Consider the following 25,902-nt stretch of genomic DNA (forward strand, 5'->3'; position numbering starts at 1 on the left):
ACAACTTTCCTTCCCCACGGTGACAACCTGATGTTCGGGCGAATCGGTTTGCAAATGCCGACGCACCTACGAATTTAGGAGAACGCATGACTAGCACAGCCGCTGCTGATATCGGCACCGACGTCGACATCAAGTCCGTCCGCCGCCGCACTGTGGCACAGGCAATCGTTGAATACCTTCAGGTCCAGTACAGCGAACTGGACGGCGAGAGGAGGCGCCTGGTTGCCGGCATGTACGGCATTTTCGGGCATGGCAACTCCGTCGGCCTGGCGCAGGGCATCGACGAGTATGGTGTGGACTTCCCGCACTACCAGGGCAAGAACGAACAGTCGATGGTCCACGCGGCCATCGGCTTCGCGAAGGCTTCAAACCGTGCTGCCACCCTGGCCTGCACGGCCTCCGCCGGTCCCGGATCCACCAACATGGTCTCCGGTGCCGCGACGGCCACCACGAACCGTCTTCCGGTGCTGCTGTTCCCCGCGGACATCATCAACAACCGTTTCGGTGACCCCGTGCTGCAGCAGATCGAACATCCGGTTGAGCGCGATGTGTCCGCCAACGACTGCTTCCGTCCGGTCAGCCGCTATTTCGACAGGATCACCCACCCTGCACAGCTGCTGTCCACCCTTCCGGAGGCCATGCGCGTCCTCACGGATCCAGTGGAAACCGGTGCCGTGGTGGTCTGCCTGCCGCAGGATATCCAAGGCGCAGAGTTCGATTTCCCGGAGTCCTTCTTCACCCCGCGCGTCTGGCATATCCGCCGTCGTCCGGCCGTGGTGGACGAGATCAGCGATGCAGCCGAGATCATCCGTCATGCCAAACGTCCCGTGTTGATCGCAGGTGGCGGCGTCCGCTATTCCAAGGCTCAGGAAGAGCTGGCACGCTTCAGCGCCGAGTTCGGCATCCCGGTGTCCGAGACCTACGCGGGCAAGGGAAGCGGCCCCATCAGCGAACTCAACTTGGGTGCCTTGGGTGTGACCGGCACCGTGGGCGCCAACGAGATCGCCGATGGTGCGGATGTTGTGATTACCGTAGGTTCCCGCCTCCAGGACTTCATCACCGCCTCACACTCGCTGTTCCAGAACCCGAACGTGAAGTTCGTGAACCTCAACGTCGGTTCGTTCGATGCGCACAAGATGGGTTCGTTCCCCGTGATCGGTGATGCCAAGCTGAACCTGGCCGCCGTGCGGGAACGCCTCGCGGAAGTTGGATACTCGACGTCCGAGGACTTCCGCAGCGACATCGCGGACGCGCGGAAAGCCACACTCGAGGTGCGCAAACACGACCTCCAGGCGTTCCCCGGCGAGAACATGAGCCAGGCGCAGGTCATCGACGTACTGAACCGGACCACCACCAGCGAGGACGCACTGATCCTGGGCTCCGGCGGCGTGGTTGAAGGCATCCACAAGGCCTGGGACGCGTCCAACGGCACCGAAATCCACTTCGAGTACGCCAACTCCTGCATGGGCCACGAAATCCCGGCCGGCCTGGGTTACCGCCTGGCACGCGCGGAGGCCCCGGGCGAGGTGTACGTCCTGATCGGTGACGGCACATACTTCATGCAGCCCACCGAGCTGGTCACCGCGGTCCAGGAACGCAAGAAGATCATCACCATCGTGATCGACAACCGCGGGCACCAGTGCATCTGGCCGCTTCAGGTGGCAAAGGGCGGACCGGGGAGCGAATTCGGTACGCAGTACCGGGCACGCAGCAAGGAGTCCGGCCGCCTTGACGGACCGATCCTCGACATCGACATCGCCGCCAACGCTGCCAGCATGGGTTGCGCCGCCTGGTCCACCACCACCATTGAGGAATTTGAGGCAGCGCTCACCGAGGCCAGGGAAGCGGACGGGCCCGCTGTGATCGTCGCCCGCGTGGAACCGTGGCGCTACCTGAGCGGCAACGGCGCGTTCTGGGATGTTGGAGTCCCCATGACCTCCCAGCGGCCCGGCAACCAGGAAGGTACTGCCAAGCACCTGCAGGGCCGCGCCCGCCAGCGCTTCTATGCAGCCACCACCGCACCTGAAACGCGCTGACGCGCACCGGGCGGGACCGCGGCGCCCTGCAGCGGTCCCGCCCGGCTTTTTACGGGTAAACCCCGTCCTTTCGAATTAACCGACAAAGGAGCATTCTCATGAGCGCATTTGCCGTTATTGACCCGGCCACGGGAACCACGCACGCGGAATACCCCGCTGCCACCGACACAGACGTGGAAGCAGGACTCAGCGCAGCCCAGAAGACCTATCAGGAATGGTCACGCACCACCACCGTGGCCGAACGTGCAGCACTGGCCCAGCGCCTGGCTGACTTGTTTGTTGAACGCAAGGACAAGCTCGCCGCCATCATCAACCGGGAGATGGGCAAACCGCTTCAGCAGGCAGCAGGCGAAGCAGAGTTTTCCGGTTCCATTGCAGCTGCTTTCGCAGAGCACGCAGAGGAATGGCTCGCGGACGAGGAGCTGGAGGTTGCTGATGGCCTGAGGAGCTTCTTCCGGTACCAGGGCCTTGGCGTAATCCTGGGCATCATGCCGTGGAACTACCCGTACTACCAGGTGGCCCGTTTCGCGATCCCCAATATCATCCTGGGCAACACCGTCATTGTCCGCCATGCCAGCCAGTGCCCTGAATCGGCGCTCGCTCTGGAGGAGCTTTTCCGCGATGCAGGCTTCCCCGAGGGGGCCTACGTCAACCTGTTCGCCACCCACCAGCAGATCTCGGACATCATTGCCGATGACCGCGTCCAAGGCATCTCGCTCACGGGCTCGGAGCAGGTAGGCGCCATTGTGGGTGAGCAGGCCGGACGGGCATTGAAGAAGTGCGTCCTTGAGCTTGGCGGGGCTGACGTGTTCCTGGTGCTCGACACGGACGATGTTGACCTCGCGGTTAGGAAGGCCGTCATGGGCCGTATGGGAAACACCGGCCAGTCCTGCAACGGTTCCAAGAGGATCGTGGTGATGGACAAGTACTTCGACGAATTCTCGGAGAAGTTCAAGACTGCGATTGCCGGCCAGTCCTACGAGAACGGTGATTTCGGCCCGCTCTCGTCGGATTCGGCCACCAGGTTCCTGACCGCACAAGTGCAGGGTGCCCTGGAGCAGGGCGCCGAAATCCTGGTGGGCAACAACCAGCCCGAGGGAAATGTCTACACCCCGACGGTGATCACCAACATCACCCCGTCCATGGACGTCTACAGCGAGGAACTCTTCGGACCTGTCGCACAGTTGTACAAGGTCAGCAGTGACGAGGAAGCGATCAAGCTTGCCAACTCCTCGCCCTACGGCCTGGGATCGGTGGTGATCTGCGACGACCTGGACCGTGCCGAGCGAGTCGGCAACCAGCTCGACGTCGGGATGGTGTTCGTCGGTGCCTACGACCTCAGCGGTGCGGACGTTCCGTTCGGTGGCGTCAAGAAATCGGGTTACGGACGGGAGCTTGGCAAGGTCGGCATGCTGGAGTTCGCCAACAAGAAGCTGTTCCGCTTCGCGAGGTAGCGCAAACCCGCGCTGCGGGCCGAGGGCGGGGATGGGCCTGCGGCACCATGCATCCGCATGCCGTGCGGGTGACTGGTGCCGGGCATCATCCACGAGAATGAACGAAGGATGGTAAGACTAGTGGCGCATGTTCCAGCAGCCGGCTCTGGCGATGACCAGGCCAATGATTGCGTAGAGGATGGCGCCTCGCTGCGTCACGCCCCCGGACCCTACTTCGGAGCATACGGCGGACGCTGGATGCCCGAGTCACTGATCGCCGCCCTCGACGAGCTTGACGACACGTTCCAAAAGGCGAAAGCCGAACGGCTGGCGGCTGAGAGCGGCGCCGCCGTCGAAGCGGGCGACAAAGTTGTGATCGTGAACTTGTCCGGCAGGGGAGACAAGGATGTGGCCACCGCCGCGGAGTGGTTCAACCTTCTGAACAAGGGCTTCGTTGAGGCAGCCACAACATAGAAAATGGGAGGCCGGATCGTCACGATCCGGCCTCCCTTTCCTTGTCCAGGAGAGCTCAGCAGCCTGGGAACCCAGGTGTTCAGGCCTGGTAGGTCGTGTGGCCCGTAACTTCCGGAATCTCAATCCAGCCGCCGGAGCCAGCGCTGCGCAGCGATGCATCCACCAGTTCGGATGCGGACCAGCCGTCGGCCGCGGACGGTCCGAGCTGTCTGCCTTCGGCCACCGACCGCAGGAACAGTGCAGCCTCGATGGTCTTGAGGTCGTTGAAGCCGATACCAGGGCCCGGACCAGGCTGGAAGCGTCCAAACTCCCCGAATGTGGGGGGAGTCATGATGGTGCGGTAGCCGCTGCGGTCCGTGGCGAGCTCCAGCTGGTTCATCCGTTCGAAGTTCCAGCGCAGGGACCCTTCCGTCCCGTACACCTCGATGATGTATTCGGCGTGTGGGCCGATCGCGACGCGCGTGGATTCGAACATGCCGATCGCGCCGCCCTCGAAGCGGGCGAGCATGGCGGTGTAGTCCTCGTTCTCCACCCTGCGGGTGACGTCGGAGGCCTGGCCCATGTCGAAGGAATTGGAGGAGTTGCCTGCGGGCAGCGGGCGGTCCGTGATGAAGGTTTCGGTGACGGCATTCAGTGACGTGATGCGGCCAACCAGGAATTGGGCAAGGTCGAACCCATGGCTGAGGACGTCGCCCAGCACGCCGGATCCTGCGCGGGCCTGCTCGTAGCGCCAGGTGAAAACCTGGGTGGGATCCGAGGCGTATCCGGTGAGGAGGCGGATCTGTACGTTTGTGATGCGGCCCAGCGAGCCTGATCGGATGAGACGCCGGGCTTCAGCCACAGCGGGAGCATGCCGATAGTTGAACCCCACGGACGTGATGAGTCCGGCGGTCTCGGCTCCCTGGGCTATCTCGCGGGACTCCTGCGCGCTGCGGCCCATCGGCTTCTCGATCCAGAAATGCTTGCCGGCTTCGATGGTTGCCAAGGCTATCTCATGGTGCAGGAAGTTGGGGGAGCAGATGGATACAACATCCACGTCCGGGTTTTCGAGGACCTTGCGGTAGTCCGTGGCCGTCTCCTTATAACCGAGCGCGTCCTCGGCGTGCTGACGGCCGGCGTCGTCTGGATCTGCGGCGATCACCAGCTCGGGGTGGCGCGGCAGTTCCGGAAAGAACTGCCTGGTGGCGAGGTAGGCGCGGGAATGCAGGCGGCCCATCCACCCCACCGATACAAGGCCAACCCCAATGCGGTTTTTCTGTTCCAAGAGGACTCCTTAGTCTTGCCGCCCTCAGGCGGTAGCGTGCCGACAGTGGCGGCACCTGCGATCAGCCTAAGAACGCGGAGGGTGCGCACTGTGTCTCAATGTGAGACATCCGGCGGCAGCCTTGCGCTGATGGAGTGGTACGTAACATCAGCCCACGCCAGCAAAGGAGCCCGTCGACAATGATGGACCACCGCAACCGTAAGACCCGAACGGAACCCCTCCGGGTACTCATCACGGGCGCCACGTCCGGCGTCGGGGAAGCGACGGCCAAGCTATTCGCCCAGCGTGGTGCCCGGGTGGCGCTGCTGGGCCGACGGCCGGCGGAACTCCGGCGCGTTGCGGAAGAGATCGACGGCGGTGCGCACGCGGTAGTAACCGACGTCGCCGACGCCGAATCAGTCAGGAACGGGGTCCGCGGGGCGATCCATTCCCTCGGTGGCCTCGACGTGGCCGTGAACGCTGCCGGGGTTGCCAGCTACGTTCCGCTCCAGGACTTGGATGAGCACCGCTGGCATGAGGTGCTGGACACCAACCTCTCCGGCACGTTCTACGTCGCGCGGGAAGCCGGCCTCCACATGCGGAAGTCCGGGGGAGGGGCCATCGTTAATGTCGCTTCGGACCTCGCTGGCATGGGGGTTCCCGGATTGGCCCACTATTGCGCGGCCAAGGCGGGCGTGGTGGGACTCACCAGGGCGCTGGCTCTGGAACTGGCGCCCGATGTCCGCGTCAACGCCGTCTGCCCAGGCCCAATTGACACGCCCATGCTGCGGGCTGGGTTGGATGCGGAACCGGACCCGATCCTGGCTCTGCAGCAGAAAGAAAGCACTGTGCCGCTGAGCCGCCTCGCGGACCCGGAAGAAGTTGCCGCTGCCATCTACTTCCTTGCGGTCGAGGGCACCTTCGCGACCGGAACAAGCATGGCGTTCGACGGCGGCACTTCCGCCGCGTAGCTGCCTCGCCAACACCTCACAAAACTCAGACAAGCCAAGGAGCTTTGAAAGATATGCCAGAGTCGAAGTACAACGACCTTCGCAGCGCGCGCTGGTTCGCGCCGCACGACCTCACAGGGTTCGTGCACCGCACGGCCATTCAGGCCGAAGGCTTCTCACGGTTTGCCATTAAGGACAGGCCCGTTGTCGGGATTGCGAATTCATGGTCCGAGTTGGTCAACTGCAATATCCACTTCAAGCTGCTTGCTGAGGCGGTGAAGCGTGGTGTCCTTATGGCCGGCGGCCTGCCGCTTGAGTTCCCTACCATCTCTTTGGGCGAGAGCCTCATGAAGCCCTCCGCAATGCAGTTCCGCAACCTGATGGCCATGGACGTAGAGGAATCCATTCGCGCCTACCCGCTGGACGCAATCGTGCTGCTGGGAGGCTGTGACAAGACTGTTCCCGCCCAGCTGATGGGCGCAGCCAGTGCCGATATCCCGGCCATCATGTTGACCGGTGGGCCGCAGGAGCCTGCGCACTTCCGGGGGAAGCAGCTCGGGGTTGGCACGGATACGTGGAAGTACGCGGACGAACTGCGGGCAGGCAAAATCACAGAGGCAGACTTTGACGAACTTGAGTCGGCCGCGAAGCCTTCTGCCGGACACTGCAGCGAGATGGGCACAGCGTCCACCATGACGTCCCTTGTTGAGGCACTCGGCATGTGCCTGCCCGGCACCGCGTCCATCCCTGCAGTCGACGCGCGTCGCGGCGCAGCAGCCGAAGCGACCGGCCGGAGGGCAGTGGAAATGGCATTGTCGCAGGGTCCAAAACCCAGCGAGGTGCTGACGAAAGAAGCCTTCGACAACGCCATCACACTGCTCATGGCCGTGGGCGGCTCAACCAATGCCGTTGTGCATCTCCTTGCGCTCGCCCGGAGGGTGGGTTACGAACTGCAGCTGGACCGATTCCACGAGATCTCGCAGCGGACACCGCGCATAGTTAACGTCCGCCCCTCCGGGGAATACCTTGTACAGCAATTGTTCCAGGCAGGCGGTATTCCCACGGTGCTTAAAGCCCTGGCACCGCTGCTCAACAAGGACGCGATCACCGTCACTGGCGAGTCCCTCGAGAAAGGCTTTAGTTCGGCGCCCGAGCCGGACGGCGCCGTCGTAAGTACACTGGAGGCGCCATTCGATGCCTCAGGAGGCATCGCCGTCGTCCGCGGCTCCCTGGCCCCGAACGGCGCGGTGATCAAGCGGAGCGCTGCGTCCAAGGACCTGTTGCAGCACAAAGGCTCCGCAATTGTTTTCGAGGACATCTACGACCTCGGACGCAGGATCGACGACCCGGACCTGGATATCACAGAGGACTCTGTGCTCGTGCTGCGCAACAGCGGTCCCGTCGGAGCGCCCGGCATGCCGGAGTGGGGCATGCTTCCCATCCCGCAGAAGCTGCTGCGCAGGGGAGTGCGCGACATCGTGCGCATTTCCGATGCCCGGATGAGCGGAACCGCGTTCGGTACGACCGTGCTGCATGTCTCGCCGGAGGCTGCCGTGGGCGGACCGCTTGCAATTGTCCGCGACGGAGACCCGATCGTGCTGGACGTGGAGAACCAGCGCCTGGACCTGGACCTCCCCGCTGAGGAGATCGAAGCCCGGCTCGCCGGACTCAAGCTCCCCGAGCCAAAGTACCGGCGCGGATACGGGCGCCTCTTCATAGACCACGTCAACCAGGCGCACGAGGGCTGTGATTTTGACTTCCTGAAGGGCTTGCCGGATGAGGAGCCGCAACGGCTGCCCTATGGACTGATGAGCGGTTGGCAGGGCGGCTGGTAAACAGCCGCAATCACGAACAAAGGATTGAGGGCAGTTCCTGCGGGAGCGGCCCGGAAGGAGACGGCGTGTCACGACCAACAGTGATGGTGATTGTCCAGGAGGGCCGCCCGGTTCCTCCTCTAGAGCGCTTGGATGAGGAGGCCGAGGTCGTCGTCGTTCGAACGGCAGATGAGTTCCGGTCTGCCCAGCCCGGAACTGAAATACTGTTCCTCAACGATTTCCGCACCAAGCTCCTGCGCGAAGTAGGCCCCGGGGATCTGCGGTGGATTCACACCTCCAGCATCGGCGTCGACAGCCTCATGACCGATGAGATCATCAACAGCGACATCGTGGTCAGCAACTCGCGGGGAGTGTGCGAGCGGCCCATTGCAGAGTGGGTGCTGGGCGTGCTGTTGATGTTCACCAAGGACCTGCGCCGCACCATAGAACTTCAGCGGGCGCGAACATGGCAGCACCGCGAAACAGAGCCGCTGCTGGACCGAAAGGTCCTGGTAGTTGGCCCGGGGCCGGTGGGGCGGGAAACGGTCCTCCTGCTGCGCGCGGCAGGCATGGAGGTGACCGTCGTAGGCAGGACTGCCCGGGACGACGCGCAGCTTGGGGCCATCGCGTCCTTCGACGACCTCGACGTACTCCTCGGGGAGGCCCAGGATGTGGTCTTGACGCTTCCGCTGACCGGGGAGACCCGGGGCCTGTTTAACGCGGCGCGGTTCGACAAAATGCGGCAGGGCGCCCGGTTGGTCAATGTTGGCCGCGGCGCTGTAGTGGTGGAACAGGATCTCCTCGACGCCATCGACGCAGGACATTTGGGTGCAGCAGCCCTGGATGTCTTTGAACATGAACCATTGGCAGCGGAAAACCCGCTGTGGAGCCGCAACAACATCCTGGTGTCCCCCCATGCCTCCGGCGACCTGATCGGATGGCGTGGCCGGGTGGTGGAATGCTTTGCACGGAACCTGCTGAACTGGAAGACAGGCCAGCCGCTCAACGACGTCGTTGACCTGAAAAAGCTGGGTCCAGCTGCTCCAAAAATCGTGTCCCAGGCTGGTACAGTGCTCCCACAATCCGCGTCGGTAGTGTGATTCTGCACTACAACTTCAGTGACGAGGATTACATGTCAAGCACAACAAAAGGTACGACGATAACGCCGACCCAAACCCAGGACAGCAAGCTCAGCGGAAACATGGGCGTGGGCGAGCTCGTGATGAACGTGCTCGCCTTCTCCTCCCCGCTGACCACCGTCGCGGGCACCCTGCCCGTGCTGCTCCTTTTCAGCGGCCACACTGCTCCGGGCATCTACCTTCTGGTGACCCTGATGCTGCTGATCTTCTCGGTAGGTTTCGTCAGAATGAGCCGGAGCGTCGAGGCCCCGGGAGGCTTCTACTCCTTCGTTACAGCAGGCCTGGGAAAGCCAGCCGGCCTGGGAGGGGCGCTCCTGGCCCTGGTGGGGTACGTCTTCATCGGGTTCTTCGCACCGTCCCTGTTCGCACTGACGCTGCAAAGCTTTGTGGTGAACACCCTCAACGGTCCGGATGTCCCCTGGTACTGGTACGGGCTCGGCATCATTGCCATCACCACCGTGTTGGCGTACAACCGCATCGACCTTTCCGCGAAAGTGTTGACCGTGGTCATGCTGCTCGAGTCCGCCGTCGTCATCGTCTTCGATGTTGCCGCATTCGCCTCGGGTGACGTCGCACAAGGCGTAGGGTTCTCCATGCCATGGATCACCGACGCCGGCCTGGGCCTCGCGCTGCTGTTCGCCGTTGGCAACTTCTTCGGCTTCGAAGCCACGGTTATTTACCGGGACGAGGTCAAGAACCCCGACCGGACCATCCCCAGGGCCACCTACCTGGCCGTGGTCGGTATCGGCCTGTTCTATGCAGTGGCGGCCTGGGCCTACACGGCGTTCCTGGGTGCGGATAACGTCCAGGCCGCGGCCGAGGCCAACACAGTGAACCTGTTCAACGACGGCGCCACTGCACTGGTCGGCAGGATCTTTGCAGATATCGGGGTAGTCCTGCTCGTCACATCGATCCTGGCGTCGATGCTCTCGATCCAGAACATCGCGGCCCGGTACAGCTTCTCGCTTGGGGCTGATGGAGCGCTTCCTAAGGCCCTTGGCCTGGTGCACCCCCGGCACAAGTCTCCTTACGTGTCCGCACTTGCCGTCGGCGTCCTGTGGGCCGTGGCCACAGTGGTATTCACCGTGGTGGGGGTTGCCCCTGAGGCGCTGTACCCGATCGCCAGCGGAAGCGGCACCTTCTCCGTCCTGCTCCTGATGTTCATCACGAGCTTCGCTGTACTGGTGTACTTCCTCCGCCGCCGCAGCTTCGCTCCGGAATCGGTATGGAAGACCATCGTGGCGCCAATCGTCAGCGTGATCTTCCTCGGCCTGATTACCTACCTGGCCATCGCGAATTACCCCGAGCTGATCGGCGGCTCCGCAGTTATGACGGTCATTTTCATGACCTTCACTTTCGCGTTGTTCATTGGCGGAATTGTTTATGCCTACTTCCTGCGCTCAAAGCGCCCGGATGTTTATGCCCGCTTAGGCCGGCAAAAGATCGACTAAAAATTCCCCCCGATTTAAATATCTGGAGATCTGCAATGACGCAACAGATCAGAGTTGGCCTGTTCGGGACCGGCAGGATCGGTCAAGTACACGCCATGAGTCTGGCAACCTTGGAAGAAGCAACGCTGACATGGGTATGCGACCCCTTTATCGAAGGCGCCAAGCGCACGGCTGGCGAGTTCGGTGGCAGGGTCAGTGATGACCCCGAGGAAGTGTTTGCCTCTGGGGAAGTCGATGCCGTCATTGTGGCCTCCCCAACCGCCACCCACGTGGACCTGATGGAAAAATCGATCGACGCCGGCATTCCGGTGCTGTGCGAGAAACCCATCGACCTGGAGATTTCCCGTGTGGACGCCCTCCGGGCCAAGGCAGCCGCCACGGACGTCCCCATTGCCTTGGGCTTCAACAAGCGCTTCGACAGGCACTTCGTGGAGCTCAAACGTCGCGTTGCGGCCGATGAAATCGGGGTGCTGGAGCAACTGGTGATCACCAGCCGTGACCCAGGGGAACCGCCGGGGGCCTATCTTCCGCAGTCAGGGGGCATCTTCCGGGACATGACTATCCATGACCTGGACATGGCCCGCTACTTCATTCCTGACATCGTTGAGGTGTCATCCCGGGGTGCGAACGTGTTCAGCGACAACATCCGCCAGGCCGATGACTTCGATTCGACTGTGGTCACCCTGCGGGGCTCCAGGGATGAACTCGTGACGATCCTTAACTCGCGTCATTCCGCGTACGGCTATGACCAGCGCATCGAAGCCTTCGGTTCAACGGGGTTGCTCCAGGTAGCCAACAAGAACGACAGCCTGGTCCGGCATTGGGGCGCCAGGTCCGTCGAGGGGATCAGCCCCTACCAGAGCTTCTTCCTGGAACGCTATGCGGAGGCCTACCGTCTGGAAGTCGCCGAATTCCTCCGGGCAGTCCGTGGGCTTCCATCAAGAAGCCCTGGATTCGAGGACGGACGCGCTGCGCTGATTCTTGCCGACGCGGCGGAGCAATCCGCCAGGACCGGTAAGGCGATAGCGGTCGATCTCAGCTAGCTGTTCAAAATGCCGCCTGCTCCGGGCTTCTGACGTTTTCGCAACAACGTCAGAAGCCCGGAGCAGGCTTTTTTATGCAAAAGCCGCTCGTTTTGAATCGTCTCAAAGAGCCTGTTCCAAACTGGCACACATGTCTTATTCCCCCATCCGTCAAAGTTCAAGTAAGTGAAACAGTGTGGCGAAGGTCACGGGCTGATGGGAACTCCTTGGAGTCACCCCCGAGCCTGCAGAATCAAACAACGTAGTTTGACTCTCCTTCGTCAGGGTTTTTCACCGGTTCATTTGCACGGCCCTATCTAACGAGGATGAGATGACCGACGCACCACCAGCGACCCCTCCCTTGGTCGCCCTCAAAGACATACATAAGACGTTCGGGGCGGTATCCGCATTACGCGGAGTCAGCATCGATGTCATGCCCGGCGAGACCTTCGCGCTCCTTGGAGACAATGCCGCCGGCAAATCCACGCTCATGAAAGTACTGACGGGCGTCTACCAGCCCGATCGGGGCTCCATCGAGCTGGATGGGAAAAAGACCGAATTCCCTACGCCTTCAGCATCCCGCGACCAGGGGGTGGAGATGGTGTACCAGGACTTTGCGCTGGCAGACAACCTGGACGTCCGGACCAACGTGTTCCTGGGACGGGAACCACAGAAGAACATCCTTGGTCCATTCCTGCGGATTATCGACCGCAAGAAGATGGAAGCCGAGACCAACCGAGTGCTTGAACGGCTGGATATTCCCATCAACCCCCGCCTCAAGGTCAAGCGCCTCTCCGGTGGCCAGCGGCAGGCCGTCGCAATTGGCCGCGCATTGGCCTTTGATGCCCGCTTGATCATCATGGACGAGCCCACGGCAAACCTGTCGGTGGCCAAAGTGGACAAGCTTATTGAGGTGACCCAGCGACTCAAGGACCTGGGTATCGCCGTCATCATCATCACGCACCGCCTGGACGAGGCGTTTGCTGTTGCCGACAGGTTCGCCGTTATGCGTCAGGGACAAGTCGTGGGGCGCTTCAATGTAGGAGACGTCAGCGAAGCCGAGGTCGCACACCTCATTTCCCACGGCACCCTGGACAACTATGTCGACAACGGGACCGGCATTCCCGAGGAGCGCCGCAAGATCGGCAGCACCTCTTCCTTGCCCGTTGTGGACGCCATGGCGGCACGTGGAACAACTTTTAACGGGAGCGACGCATGAGCCTCACCATGGAAAGCCTGAAGACGAAGCTGGGCCCCGCGGACCTCGCGGACGGTGCCCTGTCCACCAAGGTCAAGCGCTTCGTCGGGGACTACGGGATCCTGATCCTCTTCGCCCTCATCATCATTTTCCTTGCGGTTGCGGCACCGAACTTCCTGACGCTGAACAACGTCGTCAACGTAGTCCGGCAGTCATCAATCATCGGGCTGATCGCGTTGGGCATGACCTTCGTCATGATCACGGCCGGCATCGATCTGTCCGTAGGGTCCATCGTCGGCCTGGCCGGCATGGTGTTCGCCATCATGGCACCTGCAAGCGGCGGGGCCTTCTGGATACCCCTCTTTGCGGGCCTTGCAGTGGGCCTGCTCGTCGGCTTCCTGAGCGCAGCAATGGTGGTGTGGGGCGCCATCCTGCCTTTCCTGGCGACGTTGGCAACGATGGCGATCGCACGCACGGCCGCCTTGGTTATCACCGACGGGCAGGTGGTATCCGGACTCAGCGGACCCGCGGAATGGCTTGGATCCGGATTTGTCGGTCCGATCCCGGTTCCGGTCATCATCTTCCTGATCGCCGCCGTTATCTGCGAGTTCGTGCTGAGCCGCACCAAGTTCGGCTCCCACGTTTACGCAGTGGGCGGCAATGAGGAATCCGCAAAAAAGGTGGGCATCTCCACCTCCCGTGTGCTGTTCACCGTCTACCTGATTGGAGGCGCGACAGCAGCACTGGGCGGCCTGGTCCTCACGGCCCGTCTTGATGGTGCCGCACCAGTTGCAGGTACCGGCTACGAGCTCCAGGTGATTGCCGCCGTTGTAATTGGCGGCACGAGCCTCTTCGGTGGCGTAGGCACTGTCAGAGGCACGGTCATCGGCGTGCTGCTGCTCGGCGTCGTGATGAACGGCATGAACCTGCTGGGCGTCTCCTCGTATTACCAACAGGGCGTCCAGGGAGTCATCCTGGTCCTCGCCGTGCTCCTGAACCGCTGGAAGTCGGACTAACCACCGCGACACAAGATGGCCCGCACCTAGGGCTCTCGCAATCATCAACAAATCAACCTCCCAAGCATCAAACCCATTGAAAGGAACAACCATGGGAATGCGACAGAAGTTCGCTGCTGCCACCGCCATGCTGGCCGCTGGTGCCCTTACCCTGACGGGTTGCGCAGGCAACAGCGCTGCCAGCAGCTCCGGGGACTCAGGTAAGTCCTACAACATCGGCGTTGTAGTCCTCGACCTGCAGGATCCGGACCTGGCACACATGACGGATGCCATGAAAAAGGCTGCCGACGAAAAGGGCGTCAAGCTCAACATCACGGACTCCAAGAAGGACGTCGGCAGCGAACTCAACCAGGTGGAGGACCTGCTCACCCGCCAGGTGGACGCAGTTATCATGCAGCCACTGGACGGGGAAGGCAGCCAGAACGCCGCCAAGCGGGTCATTGAGGCTAACGTCCCCCTCTTCATCCTCTCCACTGAATTCGCAGAAGGCGCCGATGTGGCCTACAAGAGCTACATCGGTGTGGACGACACCGTGGCCGGTGAAATGCAGGCGGAGTACCTGAACAAGACCCTGCCCGAAGGCGGCAACATCGTCTTCGCCGCGGGCATCTACGGTGCCTCCTGGACCGATCGGCGCAAGAAGGGCTTCGACAGCAAGATCAACGAGAACTTCAAGGTGGTGGCGGAATTCCAGGCGAAGGGCAGCCGTGACGAGGCCAAGCGAAACATGGAAGACACCCTGCAGCGCCTCGGCAAGGGCAAGATCGATGCGGTGGTGGCCAACAATGACGAAATGGCCATCGGTGCAGCCTCAGCCATCGCCGATGCCGGCCGCACGGCCGAATTCAAGGCGGTAGTCGGCGTCGACGGCACCGAACCCGCACTCCAGAACATCAAGGCGGGCACCATGTCGGCAACGGTCCGCCAGGACTCTGCAGGGCAGGGCGTAAAAGCGGTGGAAGTTGTGACCGAATTCCTCAACGGCGCAAACGTCGACAACCGATACACGCTGCCGTTCACGCTCATCACCAAGGAAAACCTCTCCGAATTCCTGAAGTAGGCAGTTTCCAGCAGAACGGGCGCAACGGATCCATCCGTTGCGCCCGTTCTGTTTTGGCACACTCCGGCAGCACACCTTCCTGCCTACACTTCCTTGGGATAACCGACGAATGGAGAACGCGACCATGCCCGATGGCGGCGGAGACACGAAGCTGAGGCAGTTGACTGCCGCGTTGCAAGGGCACGGAATCGAGGTGGATGATTCTCCCCGGCGGCTCTCCGAGTACTCCTACGATGCCTCCAACTACCGCATCCGGCCCGCCGCCGTTGCCTTCCCGGCGACTGTCGAGGACGTGCGGGCAGTCCTGCGGGCATGCTCGGCATTGGGCGTCCCCGTCACTGCCCGCGGCGGCGGCACCTCGATGGCGGGCAACGCCATCGGCAACTCCTTGGTGATCGACCTCTCCCGTCGCATGACGTCGGTGGGAAGGCTCGACGCCGGCGATGCGGCGGTGTGGGCGGACGCGGGCGTTGTGCTGGGGGAGCTGCGCTCGTACGTTGAGAAGGCCACCCATGGGGTGCTGACGTTCGCACCGGACCCCTCCTCAATGACGAGGGCCACGATCGGAGGTTCGATCGGCAATGATGCCTGCGGAAACCACTCCGTGGCATACGGCCGCATGACCCATCACGTGCAGGAACTGGAACTCGTCACTGCCGAGGGCGCCCATCTCCACGCGGGGCGGGACTTCCTGCGGGCGGTGGATGAAACGGACCTGCACTCCGTTGCCCGGGCCATCCAACTGCTGCAGGGCCTGAAGGAGTTGGCACAGGCAAACCTGGCTCCACTCCGCATGGAGCTGCAATCCATACCCCGGCAGGTTTCCGGATACCACCTGGGACATCTGCTGCCGGAACACGGTCTTAATGTTGCCGCCGCCCTCGCAGGCAGCGAAGGTACATGCGCCGTTGTGGTGCGGGCCAAGGTGGGCCTGGTCCCTAGGCCGCGCACCACCGCCCTGTTGTGCCTTGGATACGAGAACACCATTGAATCGGCACGCGATGTGGTGACCATCCTGGCCGCGAACCCCAGCGCGATCGAAGGCCTCGATGCCTCGATCGTGGACATCATGCGCCACCGGCGCGGCGCCGCCAGCGTGGATTCCCTGCCGCAGGGCAAGGCCTTCCTCATGGTCGAGTTTTCCGCCGATACGCTGGAGCAGGCAGCGTCCGATTGTGAACGCCTGCTGCAGAAACTCGGCGCCGACGGCCGGGTGGTTGACCATGCCGTCGTCACGGAACCCGGAGAACGCGCAAAGCTGTGGCGGGTGCGCGAGGACGGTGCCGGGCTCTCATCACGGAGGATCGACGGGGTCCAGACCTGGCCGGGCTGGGAAGATTCCGCTGTGGCACCGGAGCGGCTGGCAGACTACCTCTCGGAATTGCTGCCTTTGGTGGAGAGGTACGGCTACACCGCTTTCATGTACGGCCACTTCGGCGCGGGCTGTGTCCACATGCGCCTGGATTACGATTTCCGCAGTGACGCGGGGCGGCAGGCTTTCGCCGACTTCACCCGCGAAGCGGCCAGACTGGTGGTAGCCCATGGCGGTTCGCTGTCCGGGGAACACGGTGACGGGCGGGCGCGCAGCGAACTGCTTGAGGTGATGTACTCCCGCGGGATGGTGGGCATCTTCAAGGCATTCAAGCACCTGTGGGATCCTGCGGGGATCCTCAACCCGGGGATCATCGTGGACCCGCAGCCTTTCGCTGCGTCGCTTGCTCTGGAAGGTGTACCCCAGCCCGCGACCGACCACCGTGAGCGGCACGCGGTCCCGCGTGCCGCCGTCGTACCTTCCTCCGACAACCGAAGCTTGCTCCCGGTGGTGGATCCCTTTGTTGGCAATACCCATGCCTGCATCGGGGTGGGCCGCTGCAGGGCGACAACCGGCGGGTTCATGTGCCCCAGTTACCGGGCCACCAAGGACGAGAAGGACTCCACACGCGGCAGGGCAAGGGTCCTGCAGGAACTGACGCGGACCAGGGGAACCAGCCACAACGGCTGGTCGAGCCCGGAAGTCCGGGAGGCCCTGGACCTCTGCCTGTCCTGCAAAGCCTGTTCCGCGGACTGTCCCACGGGTGTGGACATTGCAGAGGCCAAGTCGCAGTTGGTGGATGAGCACTACCGCGGCAGGATCCGCCCGTTCACGCATTACTCCATCGGCTGGCTGCCCCGGTGGCTGCCGCTGTTGACCAGGGTCTCCGCACTGGCGAACCTCGGCACCCGGATCCGGCCGTTCCGGTTCGTGGGGGAGTTGCTGGGCGTCAGTGCACGACGGCGGCTCCCGGACTTCGCGCAGTCCAGCCGTATCCGCCGGCGGGTGCTGGAAGCCGGCTTCGCCGGCGACGCCGATGTCCTTCTGTTCATCGACAGCTTCACCCGCGCCTTCCGGCCCGAGGTAATTCCGGCAGCAGCGCGGGTGCTTCGCGATTCCGGCAGCTCTGTGGGATGTGCACCGGACGCCTGTTGCGGCCTGACGTGGATCTCCACCGGGCAGCGTGATGCTGCACGACGGCGGCTGGCCCGGTTGATCGGCAAGCTCGATGACGGCACGGAGCGGGACATTGTCGTCCTCGAGCCCAGCTGTGCGGCGACTATCCGCGACGAAGGTCCTAAGCTGGTGGGCGGTGCTGCCGCAGCACGCGTGGCCGCACGGGTGCGCTCTTTCTCCGTGGCGATCGATGAGGCCATCAAGAGCGGGTGGAAGCCGAAAACGATCCCTCCCGAAACGGCAGTACTCCAAACGCATTGCCATGAGCATGCCGTCTTCGGTTCAGGTGCACAGAAGCGGGTCTTGGAAGCATGGGGAGTGCCCAACCTCGTGGAATCGTCCTCATGCTGCGGCGTAGCGGGCAACTTCGGCTTCGAGGCTGAACACTTCGAGATGTCCATGAAAGTTGCGGAACACTCCATCGTTCCCGCCCTTAACAGAGGCGACGGAGAAGCTCTGGTGCTCACCGACGGGTTCAGTTGCGCGATGCAGGTTTCGCAGGTCGATCCTGACCGTTACAGCCGGCACCTCGCTGTAGCGCTGGACCCGGACAGCGCCAGTGCGGCGGAGTAAATGGAATACTTCGGAATCTTCCTGATTCTCGTGGCGGCCGTTCTGCGCCTGGCCGGCCGCCACTCCCGCAGGCCTACTCGGGAGACACGCAGCACTCCAACAATGCGCGCCGTCTACGTGATTCCACCAGGCGCGGCCGCGGTCATGGTGGCCGCCGCCGGAGTATTTATCTTCGCCACGAGCATCAACTCCCGGTAAACCTCCCGGCGACGGCGGTTGACGCCTGGTCGTGTCTCAAACTGACACGGTGGGCTCGGCGTCCGGGGCCGGATGCTGGAAGGGACCCAATAGTCCCACTAGTTTTGAGAGTTGATCTCGATGATGAACAGGAAGCTCGCACAAGGACGGCACGTTGAGTGGTTGCGAGCATCGGCACAGCCCAAGGAGACACATTCTGGAGAGCGCACTGGCCATCAGCTGAAGCGCTCCGGAAGGGTCGTGTACCACCTACTTCAGGAGATGGCAGAAGGCCGTGACATCAAGGACGTCATGCCTGCGCCATCGTCGGGTTCGTAATGCCTCAGAAGACTTGGTTGGGGGAACCCTAGTTAGCTTCTTCAGAATCGACCGGGCATGCGCCAGCTGCTAACGATCGTTAGTTACAATGGTGGTAACCGGGTCGAAGAGTTGAAGGATGAGATGAACCAGTTGCCGCGCGAGCGAGCAAACGCTGCTGTCAGGGAATTTCTGTCGAGTCGCGATTGGTCTACGCAAACACCGGCCAGGCGACGCATCCTTTCAGCATTCCTGCAGCTTGCGACGACAAAGGGTTTCGAATCAGTGACGATGAGAACCTTGGGCCGAGAGCTGAATATGAAGGCTCCGAGCCTCTACTCGAGCTTCCCTCAGGGCAAGGACGAAATCGTTGCCGAATCGCTTCGATGGTTTACGCACAGCTTCGCCCAGGACCTCCTCGCTGCAGCGGAAAAAGCCCACTCAGCGGAGGATTACTGGGCAGCACTTGTTCGCTTCCACCTTGCCCAGCAACTCCAGCGGCCGGAGGCCGACCTCTGGGACCTTTTGGTTGCCACAGACAGAGTGGCGCGTTTTTTGAGCGATGACATCCGCGATGAAGTCGAATTGTGGTCAAGTCTTCATGAGGATATGTATGCTGCGGCAGCCGAAGAAATGGGTTATCAGCTCTCTCCCCAAACCACCCGTGTGATTTTCACGCTGCTGGACGGAGCAGGGCGGTGGGCTGACTGGAGCGGCAACCATGCAGACCTTCCTGACCTGTTGGACGCCACAGTCGCACTGAGCCGCTCCATTCTCGAAGTCAGCAGCGGCAGCCGTTCCCCCGCCTGACTCGCAACCCTTGAAACCACGCACTGATGTCAGGGCGTGACCTTGGCGTGCCCGGGCGCGGTGCCACTAAAGACCGGCAATCGAAAATTTGGGGCAAAGTGTTGCCTAACTAACGCTCGTTAGCCTAGAGTCGTCACCAGGTCCGATGATGTGCCTGCAGGAACTCTCGACCTACCCAATTACCTGACGTAATTCGATAGGGAAGCAAAAATGAGCCAACACACTAGTGCCGAACGCGATGAGTCGGCCCTCCCCACCAGCCCAGAATTATCAAGCGAACTTCGCGGTCAACTTGGCGTGGGGAGTATTCTGTTCTCCGTTGTCGCGTGGGCCGCGCCGCTACTTGTCGTTGTGGGTCTGATGCCGTCGATGATTGCCTTCGGCGGCAGCGGCATCATCGCCGCCCTTGCAGTCTCCACGGTCATTCTGCTCTTGTTCTCGGTCGGGTACACGGCCGTCACCAGGTACGTTGAGCGCCCTGGCGCCTTCTACGCCTACATAACCGCAGGACTGGGAAAAGACGTCGGGCTTGGCGGCGCGTTCCTCGCCATGTCGGGGTACCTTGTGCTCTTGCTCTCCACATGGGCAGCGTTCGGAGTGTATGGGCGCCAGCTCGTCGTCGACACATTTCACGGGCCGGACTTGCCGTGGTACCTCTACGGGCTGCTTGGCGCTGTCCTTACCGGAGTAGCTGCGTACCGGAAGATCGAATTCTCGGCAAGGACGCTGGGCGTTGCCCTGATCTTGGAAGTCGTACTCGTCCTCGTGTTCAACCTCAGGGTCTTCTTAGACGGAGGCCCCGACGGTCCGCCGCTGAATGCCTTGACCTGGGAAGCCGCAAGTACCGGCAATTTCGGCTTGGTGCTGTTGTTCGCCATGCTTTGCTTCGGCGGGTTCGAGTCCTCGGCTATCTACCGCGAGGAAGCTAAAGACCCCAACAAGACGATCCCCAGGGCCACTTACGTTGCCGTTATCCTGATAGGGCTGTTCTACATAGTGGCAGCATGGGTAATGCTGACTGCCCTGGGCCCGCAGGGCGTCGCGGACGCCCGCGCCGGCGGCGCCGTGGCCTCCATGTTCGGCGAGCTAGCCGCCTCCTATGTCGGCAGCGTGGTTCCGGGCATCATCAATGTTCTCGTGATCTCCTCGACGTTCGCATGCCTGCTTGCCCAGCACAACGCCGTGGCCCGCTACGCCTACTCACTGGGCAAGGATGGCGCCTTGCCGCCCATCCTTGGAGTTGCACACGCCCGGCACCATTCCCCGTTTGTTGCGTCCCTCATTGTCAGCGCCCTCGAAGTCGCAGCAGTCATTGCCATTGCGGCAGGTACGGCCTTCGACGCTACGGGCGCGGACGCTTTTACGGTCTACATCCGCCTGAACGGACTTGGAGCGATCGTCGTCGTAGCGCTGCTGGTCCTCGTTTCGGTAGCGGTGCTCATCTACTTCAGACAGCACAACGTCCCAGGCCGCGGTGTATGGAAGACAAGGGTAGCCCCGGTGCTGGCCTTGGGCAGCCTGACCTTGGTGCTCGTGCTCAGCTTTCTGAACGTTGACGCACTCATCGGCGCAGGACCGCTAGCCTCCCTGTCCTTCACCCTCTTCATCCCCTTGGTCTGGGTGGGTGGAATTGTGTACGCGCGCTGGCTGAAGAAGTCGAAGCCGGGTGTCTACGAAAAAATCGGCCGCCAGTAGGCGGATTTGTCACGACCTGTTACATGACTACTGAAAAGGACATCAACATGACACAACGCCTCTCCGACAAGATCGCTGTCATCAGCGGCGGAGCCAGCGGCATGGGCGTCAGCCACACGCGCCGGATGATTCAAGAGGGGGCCCGTGTTATCTCCTTCGACCTCAACGAGGGTTTCGGCCCGCAGCTCGTGGAGGAATTGGGTGAAGACAACTTGCTCTTCCTTCGCGGAGACGTACGGCAAGCCGCGGATTGGGATCGGGTGGTGTCTGCCGGCCGGCAGCATTTCGGCACCCCAAACGTGCTGGTCAACAACGCGGGTATCTCTCCACTGCAACGGCTGGAGAAGGTGACCGAGGAAGAGTACCGGCATGTCATGGATATCAACCAGGTGGGCACCTTCCTGGGTATGCGGGCGCTAATTCCATCACTGCGGGAAGCTGGCGGATCCATCATCAACATCGCCTCGACGGCGGGGCTGGTGGCGTTTGCCGATTTGTTCCCTTACGTCGCCTCGAAATGGGCCGTGCGGGGGATGACGAAGGCCGCAGCGCTCGAACTGGCACGAGATGGCATCCGGGTTAACGCAGTGTGCCCCGGAGACACGGACACCCCGATGATCCGCGCGATTGCCGATACTCCCTCGGGGGCTCTCCCGCCTGCCGACAACCTGCCCTTCAAAAGGTGGGCGCAGCCGGAGGAGATCAGTGCCGCCGTCGTATTCCTTGCCTCGGATGAATCGTCCTACATGAGCGGCAGCGAACTTGTCATTGACGGTGCCTACACCGCGCAGTAGCACTCCAATGAACAGAAGGGAGAAAGACATGGATCGAGTCAAAGGCAAGATCGCGATCGTTAGCGGTGCCGGAAGCGGCATGGGCGTAGAGCACGTCCGCGCTTTGGTGCGCGAGGGAGCAAGAGTGGTGGGCTTTGATATCACGGAAGGGGAGGGGTCCAACCTTGTTGACGAGTTGGGCGGCGACCGCTTTCAGTTCCTTGCTAACCGCAGTGTCGCCTCAACATCAGACTGGGCCGAAGTGGTACGCCACTGTAATTTCACTTTTGGGGCGCCCACGGTCCTGGTCAATAACGCCGGCATTTTTCGATCGACGCGGGTCGAAAGCGCCACCGAGCAGACCTATCGTTCTGTCATTGACGTGAACCAAGTGGGTCCGTTCCTGGGCATGCAAAGTGTCATCGCAGCAATGAGGTTCGCAGGCGGTGGCTCCATCGTGAACATCTGTTCTACTTCCGGTCTCGTCGCCTTCGAGGACAACTTCGCATACGTGGCTTCGAAATGGGCGGTGCGGGGGATGACAAAGGCCGCGGCACTTGAGCTAGCCGCGGACGGCATCCGTGTAAACGCTGTCTGCCCGGGTGAGACCGAGACGCCCATGCTGCTCAACAGCGCCGAACCCGGCACGTCATTGCCGCCGGAGAGCTTCCCCTTCGGCAGGTGGGCCCGCCCCGAAGAGATTGCGTCCGCCGTGCTGTTCCTCGCCTCAGACGAGTCCTCGTACATGAGTGGCAGCGAATTGGTAGTGGACGGGGCCTATACCGCGGCCTAAGCCAGTCAGCGAGCTTGCCCGCCCCGTCGCTGACGGGGCGGGCAGGTAAGAAATGCTCAGCCGCCGCTGCCACAAAAGGCAGCAGTTCCGACCTCCGACGTCGGCCTCATGCTTCTATCTTTTTCGTGCGATTGGTGGTGGCAATGCAGGGGATGCAGAAGCGGAGGGTAAGTAGCGTCCGCTGAAGCCTTGGAAGGGCACGGTGGCCGTGGAGTGGAAGACCTCTCTTCAAATAGTCAATGCGGGTCTGGCACCTGGGGACTGACAGGAGTAGCTTCGTTGCAACGGATGGAGACCGGCTGGAAACTTGGATTTGCCGTGCGAACCGTCGGTGTAAAACCCAAAGGAGCCTGCGATGGCAGGATGGAACGCTGATACAGCAGCCGGGCCATTAGGCGCGACAGTCACGCTGGTCGAAGGATCCAACTTTTGCATTTCCTCAACCAACGGAGACATCCTTCCCGAATACCCACACGGAGTTTTCTATGAGGACATGCGCATCCTCTCGCGCTGGAATCTGAAGGTGAACGAGCAGTCGCTGGAGCCGCTGGCGGCAGAAACCAAGGAGCCCTACCGAGCGCTTTTCGCGGGCCGCGTGCCACGCATTGACGGGCAGGCGGACAGCCCGCTGATCGTAGAACGACTGCGGGAAGTCGGCACCGGCATCTTGGAGCAGATCACCATTCGGAACCACTCGGGACAATCCGCCGAGTGCGTGGTCGCCCTGATCGTCGAATCTGATTTTGCGGATCTCTTCGAAGTCAAAGAGGCGAGGGTGCAACGTCGCTGGGCTGAAACCCGCGAACGGGACGGGCACTCGCTGATCATCCATGCAGCGTGGCAGGACGTCGTTAAGGCTGTAGTCATTCACGCTGACGAAGCAACAGTCGAGGCTGAAGCCTTAACTTTTAGAGTGAGCATCCCGCGGCACGGCCACTGGACGACGCAGGTGAGCGTGGTCCCGGGAACGGACAGTGCGGGCAGTGTCTCGCTCTTTGAGCATCGGGACGAGGGCGGGTTGTCCCGACGCGATCGCCGTCGGCTGGAGTGGGTGGCCAAGATACCAGTGCTGCAAATGGGAAATCGCTCGATCGAGCGGACTCTTCGACGCAGCTACGACGACCTCGGCGCTTTGCGGATCGAGGATCCGCAACATCCTGACCGGGTGGTGGTGGCTGCCGGGGCGCCTTGGTTCATGACCCTGTTCGGACGGGACTCGCTGTGGGCATCGACAATGGCACTCCCGGTAGATCCGTCTCTGGCCCTTGGTACATTGCAGACCTTGGCGCAGCGCCAGGGTGCGGTGGTCGACCAGATGACCGAGGAGGAGCCGGGCAAGATCCTGCATGAGGTCAGGCTGGACGTATCCAGCGGGTTAGCCTTGGGCGGGAAATCGGTTTACTACGGCAGCGTGGATGCCACGCCGTTGTTCCTCATGGTGCTGGGCGAAGTGAGCCGCTGGGGGTTTGCCAAGGAGAGCATCGCCGCGCTCCAGCCCCACGCGGACCGAGCCAGGTCCTGGATTCAGGACTACGGCGACAAAGACGGAGACGGCTTCGTCGAGTATGCACGCCTCAACGATCGAGGGTTGATCAATCAGGGCTGGAAGGACTCCTGGGATGGGATTAACTTCGCGGATGGAACCCTTGCCGAGCCGCCTATTGCGCTCTGTGAGGTGCAGGGCTACGTATATGGCGCTCTTCTGGCCTCAGCGTGGATGGCCCATGATGCCGGCGACTCGGCTAAGGCGGCCGAGTTGCGAGAGCGGGCGGCCCGCCTGAAGCGGCAGTTCAACGAACAGTTCTGGTTGCCGGACAAAGGCTACTATGCCGTAGCACTGGACAAAGACAAGCGGCCCGTCGATGCCTGCGCTTCCAACATGGGCCACTGCCTGACGACCGGCATTGTTGATGGCGACAAGGCGCCGCTGGTGGTGGAGCGGTTGATGTCCCCCGAGATGTTCAGCGGTTGGGGCATACGCACACTGGCTTCCGATATGGACGCCTACAACCCTGCCAGTTATCACAACGGTTCTGTCTGGCCTCATGACAACGCGATTATCCAAGTGGGCCTCATGCGCTACGGCTTTGTCGCGGAGGCGCAGCGAGTCTCCACAGCGTTGTTGGAGGCCGCAGAGTTTTCGGAGGGGCGACTGCCCGAACTGTTCTGCGGCTTCAGCCGGGAGCAGTTCGCCACTCCCGTGCCCTACCCGACTGCGTGCTCGCCTCAGGCCTGGGCAGCTACGACACCCATCATGCTGGTGACAACTCTGATGCGCTACGACCCGGACGTTTCCCAAGGGGGAGTTTGGATGGATCCTGTGCTCCCGGAATCCTATGGCAACCTGCACATCACCAACGCGCCGATGGGCGCTGGCCCGATCACCATCGACATTTCCGGGTCCGCCGTATCCATCCAGGGATTACCCGAAGGAATGGCTTTCCACCGGGGCTATCTGCCGTGGGTCGGCGACCTGATGGAAGAAGACAGGCACGAAACCGAGAAGTAGCGGCAGCCCGTCCGGGCACAACGCCCGGGGGTGCAGCCGCAAGCGCAGCTGCACGCCTGGGCTATGCCCGCACGGCCGGGTCGGCCGGGCATGGGAACTGAACCTGAGTCAGCTGGCCAGTTGGCGCTCGAAACCTGCAATGTTGGCGAACTCGGCGGCATCAAGGCTCGCGCCCCCGACTAGGACGCCGTCGACGTCGGTCTCGTTCAGGATGGATGCGGCGTTGCCGCCCTTGACTGAACCGCCGTAGAGGAGCCTGGTCTTGGCGGCGACATCTGCATCGAACAGATTGCTGAGTTCGGTGCGGATCGCGGCGCACATCTCCTGTGCGTCTTCGGGCCCGGCGACTTCCCCGGTGCCGATGGCCCACACGGGCTCGTACGCAACCACGAGCCCTGCGGCCTCGTCGGGTGTGAGTCCCTCGACGCCGGCGCGCAGCTGGGTCAGGGTGTGCTGGACGTGAGTGCGGGCCTGGCGGATGTCCAGGCCTTCACCTACGCAGAGTACCGGGGTGAGTGTGTGGCGGTAGGCGGCCTTGACCTTGGCGTTGAGGGTTCCGTCGGTTTCGCTGTGGATGGTGCGGCGTTCGCTGTGACCTACGAGAACGTATTTGCAGCCGAGTTTGGCCAGGAACTGGCCGCTGATGTCGCCGGTGTAGGCGCCTGAGTCGAACTGGGACAGGTCCTGGCCGCCGGAGACGAGGTCCAAACCGTCATCCTGGATTAGGGTCTGCACCGCACTAAGGGTAGTGAAGGGCGGGAAGACAGCGACTTCCACACGGCCGTAGTCGTGCTTTGCCTCGGACAGGGTCTCTGCGAGATGCTGCAGCAGGCTGCTGCCCTGGACATGGTCCATGTTCATCTTCCAGTTGCCGGCGATCAAGGGCGTCCGGTCAAAGGCGCTGTTGGTGGGCGTGCTCATGTGTTCCTC

At 62.2% G+C, this 25,902-nt stretch carries 19 protein-coding genes and 1 pseudogene; 18 read left to right on the forward strand and 2 right to left on the reverse strand.

Going from position 1 to position 25,902, the window contains the following annotated elements; translation table 11 throughout:
• Window positions 1-86: 86 nt before the first annotated feature.
• The 3 genes and pseudogenes from iolD to AC6CH3_RS11990 all read left to right on the forward strand — a co-directional run.
• On the forward strand, window positions 87-2,036 hold the full coding sequence (gene iolD, locus AC6CH3_RS11980) for a 3D-(3,5/4)-trihydroxycyclohexane-1,2-dione acylhydrolase (decyclizing) (RefSeq protein WP_498132635.1): 1,950 nt from the start codon (window positions 87-89) through the stop codon (window positions 2,034-2,036).
• Window positions 2,037-2,134: 98 nt separating this feature from the next.
• Window positions 2,135-3,490, forward strand: a complete 1,356-nt coding sequence (locus AC6CH3_RS11985; protein ID WP_498132636.1) for an aldehyde dehydrogenase family protein — start codon at window positions 2,135-2,137, stop codon at window positions 3,488-3,490.
• A gap of 120 nt (window positions 3,491-3,610) precedes the next feature.
• Window positions 3,611-3,793 (forward strand): annotated as a pseudogene (locus AC6CH3_RS11990) (tryptophan synthase subunit beta); the annotation flags it as partial.
• A gap of 229 nt (window positions 3,794-4,022) precedes the next feature.
• Here the strand turns inward: AC6CH3_RS11990 and AC6CH3_RS11995 are convergent.
• Window positions 4,023-5,207, reverse strand: a complete 1,185-nt coding sequence (locus AC6CH3_RS11995; RefSeq protein ID WP_498132637.1) for a Gfo/Idh/MocA family protein — start codon at window positions 5,205-5,207, stop codon at window positions 4,023-4,025.
• Window positions 5,208-5,386: 179 nt separating this feature from the next.
• On the opposite strand from AC6CH3_RS11995, the gene AC6CH3_RS12000 reads away from it, so the two are divergent.
• The 15 genes from AC6CH3_RS12000 to AC6CH3_RS12070 all read left to right on the forward strand — a co-directional run bounded on the left by AC6CH3_RS12000 (window position 5,387) and on the right by AC6CH3_RS12070 (window position 24,972).
• Window positions 5,387-6,157 carry an SDR family NAD(P)-dependent oxidoreductase gene (locus tag AC6CH3_RS12000; RefSeq protein ID WP_498132638.1) on the forward strand — a complete coding sequence of 257 codons (771 nt, stop codon included), beginning with the start codon at window positions 5,387-5,389 and terminating at the stop codon, window positions 6,155-6,157.
• A 53-nt stretch (window positions 6,158-6,210) separates the two neighbouring features.
• On the forward strand, window positions 6,211-7,971 hold the full coding sequence (locus tag AC6CH3_RS12005) for an IlvD/Edd family dehydratase (RefSeq protein ID WP_498132639.1): 1,761 nt from the start codon (window positions 6,211-6,213) through the stop codon (window positions 7,969-7,971).
• Between the two features lie 65 nt (window positions 7,972-8,036).
• Window positions 8,037-9,050, forward strand: a complete 1,014-nt coding sequence (locus tag AC6CH3_RS12010) for a D-2-hydroxyacid dehydrogenase (protein ID WP_498132640.1) — start codon at window positions 8,037-8,039, stop codon at window positions 9,048-9,050.
• 32 nt (window positions 9,051-9,082) lie between these two features.
• Window positions 9,083-10,540: an APC family permease gene (locus AC6CH3_RS12015; protein ID WP_498132641.1), complete on the forward strand. Its 1,458-nt coding sequence runs from the start codon at window positions 9,083-9,085 to the stop codon at window positions 10,538-10,540.
• 35 nt (window positions 10,541-10,575) lie between these two features.
• Window positions 10,576-11,583, forward strand: coding sequence for a Gfo/Idh/MocA family oxidoreductase (locus AC6CH3_RS12020; protein WP_498132642.1), 1,008 nt, complete (start codon window positions 10,576-10,578; stop codon window positions 11,581-11,583).
• A 310-nt stretch (window positions 11,584-11,893) separates the two neighbouring features.
• Window positions 11,894-12,781, forward strand: a complete 888-nt coding sequence (locus tag AC6CH3_RS12025; RefSeq protein ID WP_494035172.1) for an ATP-binding cassette domain-containing protein — start codon at window positions 11,894-11,896, stop codon at window positions 12,779-12,781.
• On the forward strand, window positions 12,778-13,776 hold the full coding sequence (locus tag AC6CH3_RS12030) for an ABC transporter permease (protein WP_498132643.1): 999 nt from the start codon (window positions 12,778-12,780) through the stop codon (window positions 13,774-13,776). Before AC6CH3_RS12025 ends, AC6CH3_RS12030 begins: the two co-directional genes overlap by 4 nt.
• A gap of 91 nt (window positions 13,777-13,867) precedes the next feature.
• The gene (locus AC6CH3_RS12035) at window positions 13,868-14,836 is read left to right on the forward strand and encodes a substrate-binding domain-containing protein (protein ID WP_494035170.1); all 969 of its coding nucleotides are present in this window, start codon (window positions 13,868-13,870) and stop codon (window positions 14,834-14,836) included.
• A gap of 109 nt (window positions 14,837-14,945) precedes the next feature.
• Window positions 14,946-17,897, forward strand: a complete 2,952-nt coding sequence (locus tag AC6CH3_RS12040) for an FAD-binding and (Fe-S)-binding domain-containing protein (protein WP_498132644.1) — start codon at window positions 14,946-14,948, stop codon at window positions 17,895-17,897.
• On the forward strand, window positions 17,898-18,095 hold the full coding sequence (locus tag AC6CH3_RS12045; protein WP_498132645.1) for a hypothetical protein: 198 nt from the start codon (window positions 17,898-17,900) through the stop codon (window positions 18,093-18,095).
• A gap of 375 nt (window positions 18,096-18,470) precedes the next feature.
• Entirely contained in the window at window positions 18,471-19,202 is a 732-nt protein-coding gene (locus AC6CH3_RS12050; RefSeq protein ID WP_498132646.1) for a TetR/AcrR family transcriptional regulator, read from the forward strand.
• Window positions 19,203-19,412: 210 nt separating this feature from the next.
• A complete protein-coding gene (locus AC6CH3_RS12055; RefSeq protein WP_498132647.1) occupies window positions 19,413-20,897 on the forward strand; it encodes an APC family permease in 1,485 nt (494 codons plus the stop codon).
• A gap of 47 nt (window positions 20,898-20,944) precedes the next feature.
• Window positions 20,945-21,691, forward strand: coding sequence for a glucose 1-dehydrogenase (locus AC6CH3_RS12060; RefSeq protein WP_498132648.1), 747 nt, complete (start codon window positions 20,945-20,947; stop codon window positions 21,689-21,691).
• 28 nt (window positions 21,692-21,719) lie between these two features.
• On the forward strand, window positions 21,720-22,463 hold the full coding sequence (locus AC6CH3_RS12065; RefSeq protein ID WP_498132649.1) for an SDR family NAD(P)-dependent oxidoreductase: 744 nt from the start codon (window positions 21,720-21,722) through the stop codon (window positions 22,461-22,463).
• 355 nt (window positions 22,464-22,818) lie between these two features.
• Complete coding sequence (locus tag AC6CH3_RS12070; RefSeq protein ID WP_498132650.1) at window positions 22,819-24,972, forward strand: amylo-alpha-1,6-glucosidase; 2,154 nt, start codon at window positions 22,819-22,821, stop codon at window positions 24,970-24,972.
• Window positions 24,973-25,080: 108 nt separating this feature from the next.
• On the opposite strand, the gene tpiA is transcribed toward AC6CH3_RS12070, so the two are convergent.
• Window positions 25,081-25,893 carry a triose-phosphate isomerase gene (tpiA, locus tag AC6CH3_RS12075; protein WP_498132651.1) on the reverse strand — a complete coding sequence of 271 codons (813 nt, stop codon included), beginning with the start codon at window positions 25,891-25,893 and terminating at the stop codon, window positions 25,081-25,083.
• Window positions 25,894-25,902 lie beyond the last annotated feature (9 nt).

Source organism: Arthrobacter sp. GQ119 (assembly GCF_059759125.1).

Excerpts from the sequence above, each read along its gene's own strand:
- AC6CH3_RS12030 (WP_498132643.1), top strand. The coding sequence starts at position 12,778 with ATGAGCCTCACCATGGAAAGCCTGAAGACGAAGCTGGGCCCCGCGGAC.
- AC6CH3_RS11985 (WP_498132636.1), top strand. The coding sequence starts at position 2,135 with ATGAGCGCATTTGCCGTTATTGACCCGGCCACGGGAACCACGCACGCG.
- AC6CH3_RS12005 (WP_498132639.1), top strand. The coding sequence starts at position 6,211 with ATGCCAGAGTCGAAGTACAACGACCTTCGCAGCGCGCGCTGGTTCGCG.
- AC6CH3_RS12070 (WP_498132650.1), top strand. The coding sequence starts at position 22,819 with ATGGCAGGATGGAACGCTGATACAGCAGCCGGGCCATTAGGCGCGACA.
- AC6CH3_RS12055 (WP_498132647.1), top strand. The coding sequence starts at position 19,413 with ATGAGCCAACACACTAGTGCCGAACGCGATGAGTCGGCCCTCCCCACC.
- AC6CH3_RS12035 (WP_494035170.1), top strand. The coding sequence starts at position 13,868 with ATGGGAATGCGACAGAAGTTCGCTGCTGCCACCGCCATGCTGGCCGCT.
- AC6CH3_RS12045 (WP_498132645.1), top strand. The coding sequence starts at position 17,898 with ATGGAATACTTCGGAATCTTCCTGATTCTCGTGGCGGCCGTTCTGCGC.
- AC6CH3_RS12015 (WP_498132641.1), top strand. The coding sequence starts at position 9,083 with ATGTCAAGCACAACAAAAGGTACGACGATAACGCCGACCCAAACCCAG.
- AC6CH3_RS12025 (WP_494035172.1), top strand. The coding sequence starts at position 11,894 with ATGACCGACGCACCACCAGCGACCCCTCCCTTGGTCGCCCTCAAAGAC.
- AC6CH3_RS12065 (WP_498132649.1), top strand. The coding sequence starts at position 21,720 with ATGGATCGAGTCAAAGGCAAGATCGCGATCGTTAGCGGTGCCGGAAGC.
- AC6CH3_RS12050 (WP_498132646.1), top strand. The coding sequence starts at position 18,471 with ATGCGCCAGCTGCTAACGATCGTTAGTTACAATGGTGGTAACCGGGTC.
- AC6CH3_RS12040 (WP_498132644.1), top strand. The coding sequence starts at position 14,946 with ATGGAGAACGCGACCATGCCCGATGGCGGCGGAGACACGAAGCTGAGG.
- AC6CH3_RS12020 (WP_498132642.1), top strand. The coding sequence starts at position 10,576 with ATGACGCAACAGATCAGAGTTGGCCTGTTCGGGACCGGCAGGATCGGT.
- tpiA (WP_498132651.1), bottom strand. The coding sequence starts at position 25,893 with ATGAGCACGCCCACCAACAGCGCCTTTGACCGGACGCCCTTGATCGCC.
- AC6CH3_RS12000 (WP_498132638.1), top strand. The coding sequence starts at position 5,387 with ATGATGGACCACCGCAACCGTAAGACCCGAACGGAACCCCTCCGGGTA.
- AC6CH3_RS12060 (WP_498132648.1), top strand. The coding sequence starts at position 20,945 with ATGACACAACGCCTCTCCGACAAGATCGCTGTCATCAGCGGCGGAGCC.
- iolD (WP_498132635.1), top strand. The coding sequence starts at position 87 with ATGACTAGCACAGCCGCTGCTGATATCGGCACCGACGTCGACATCAAG.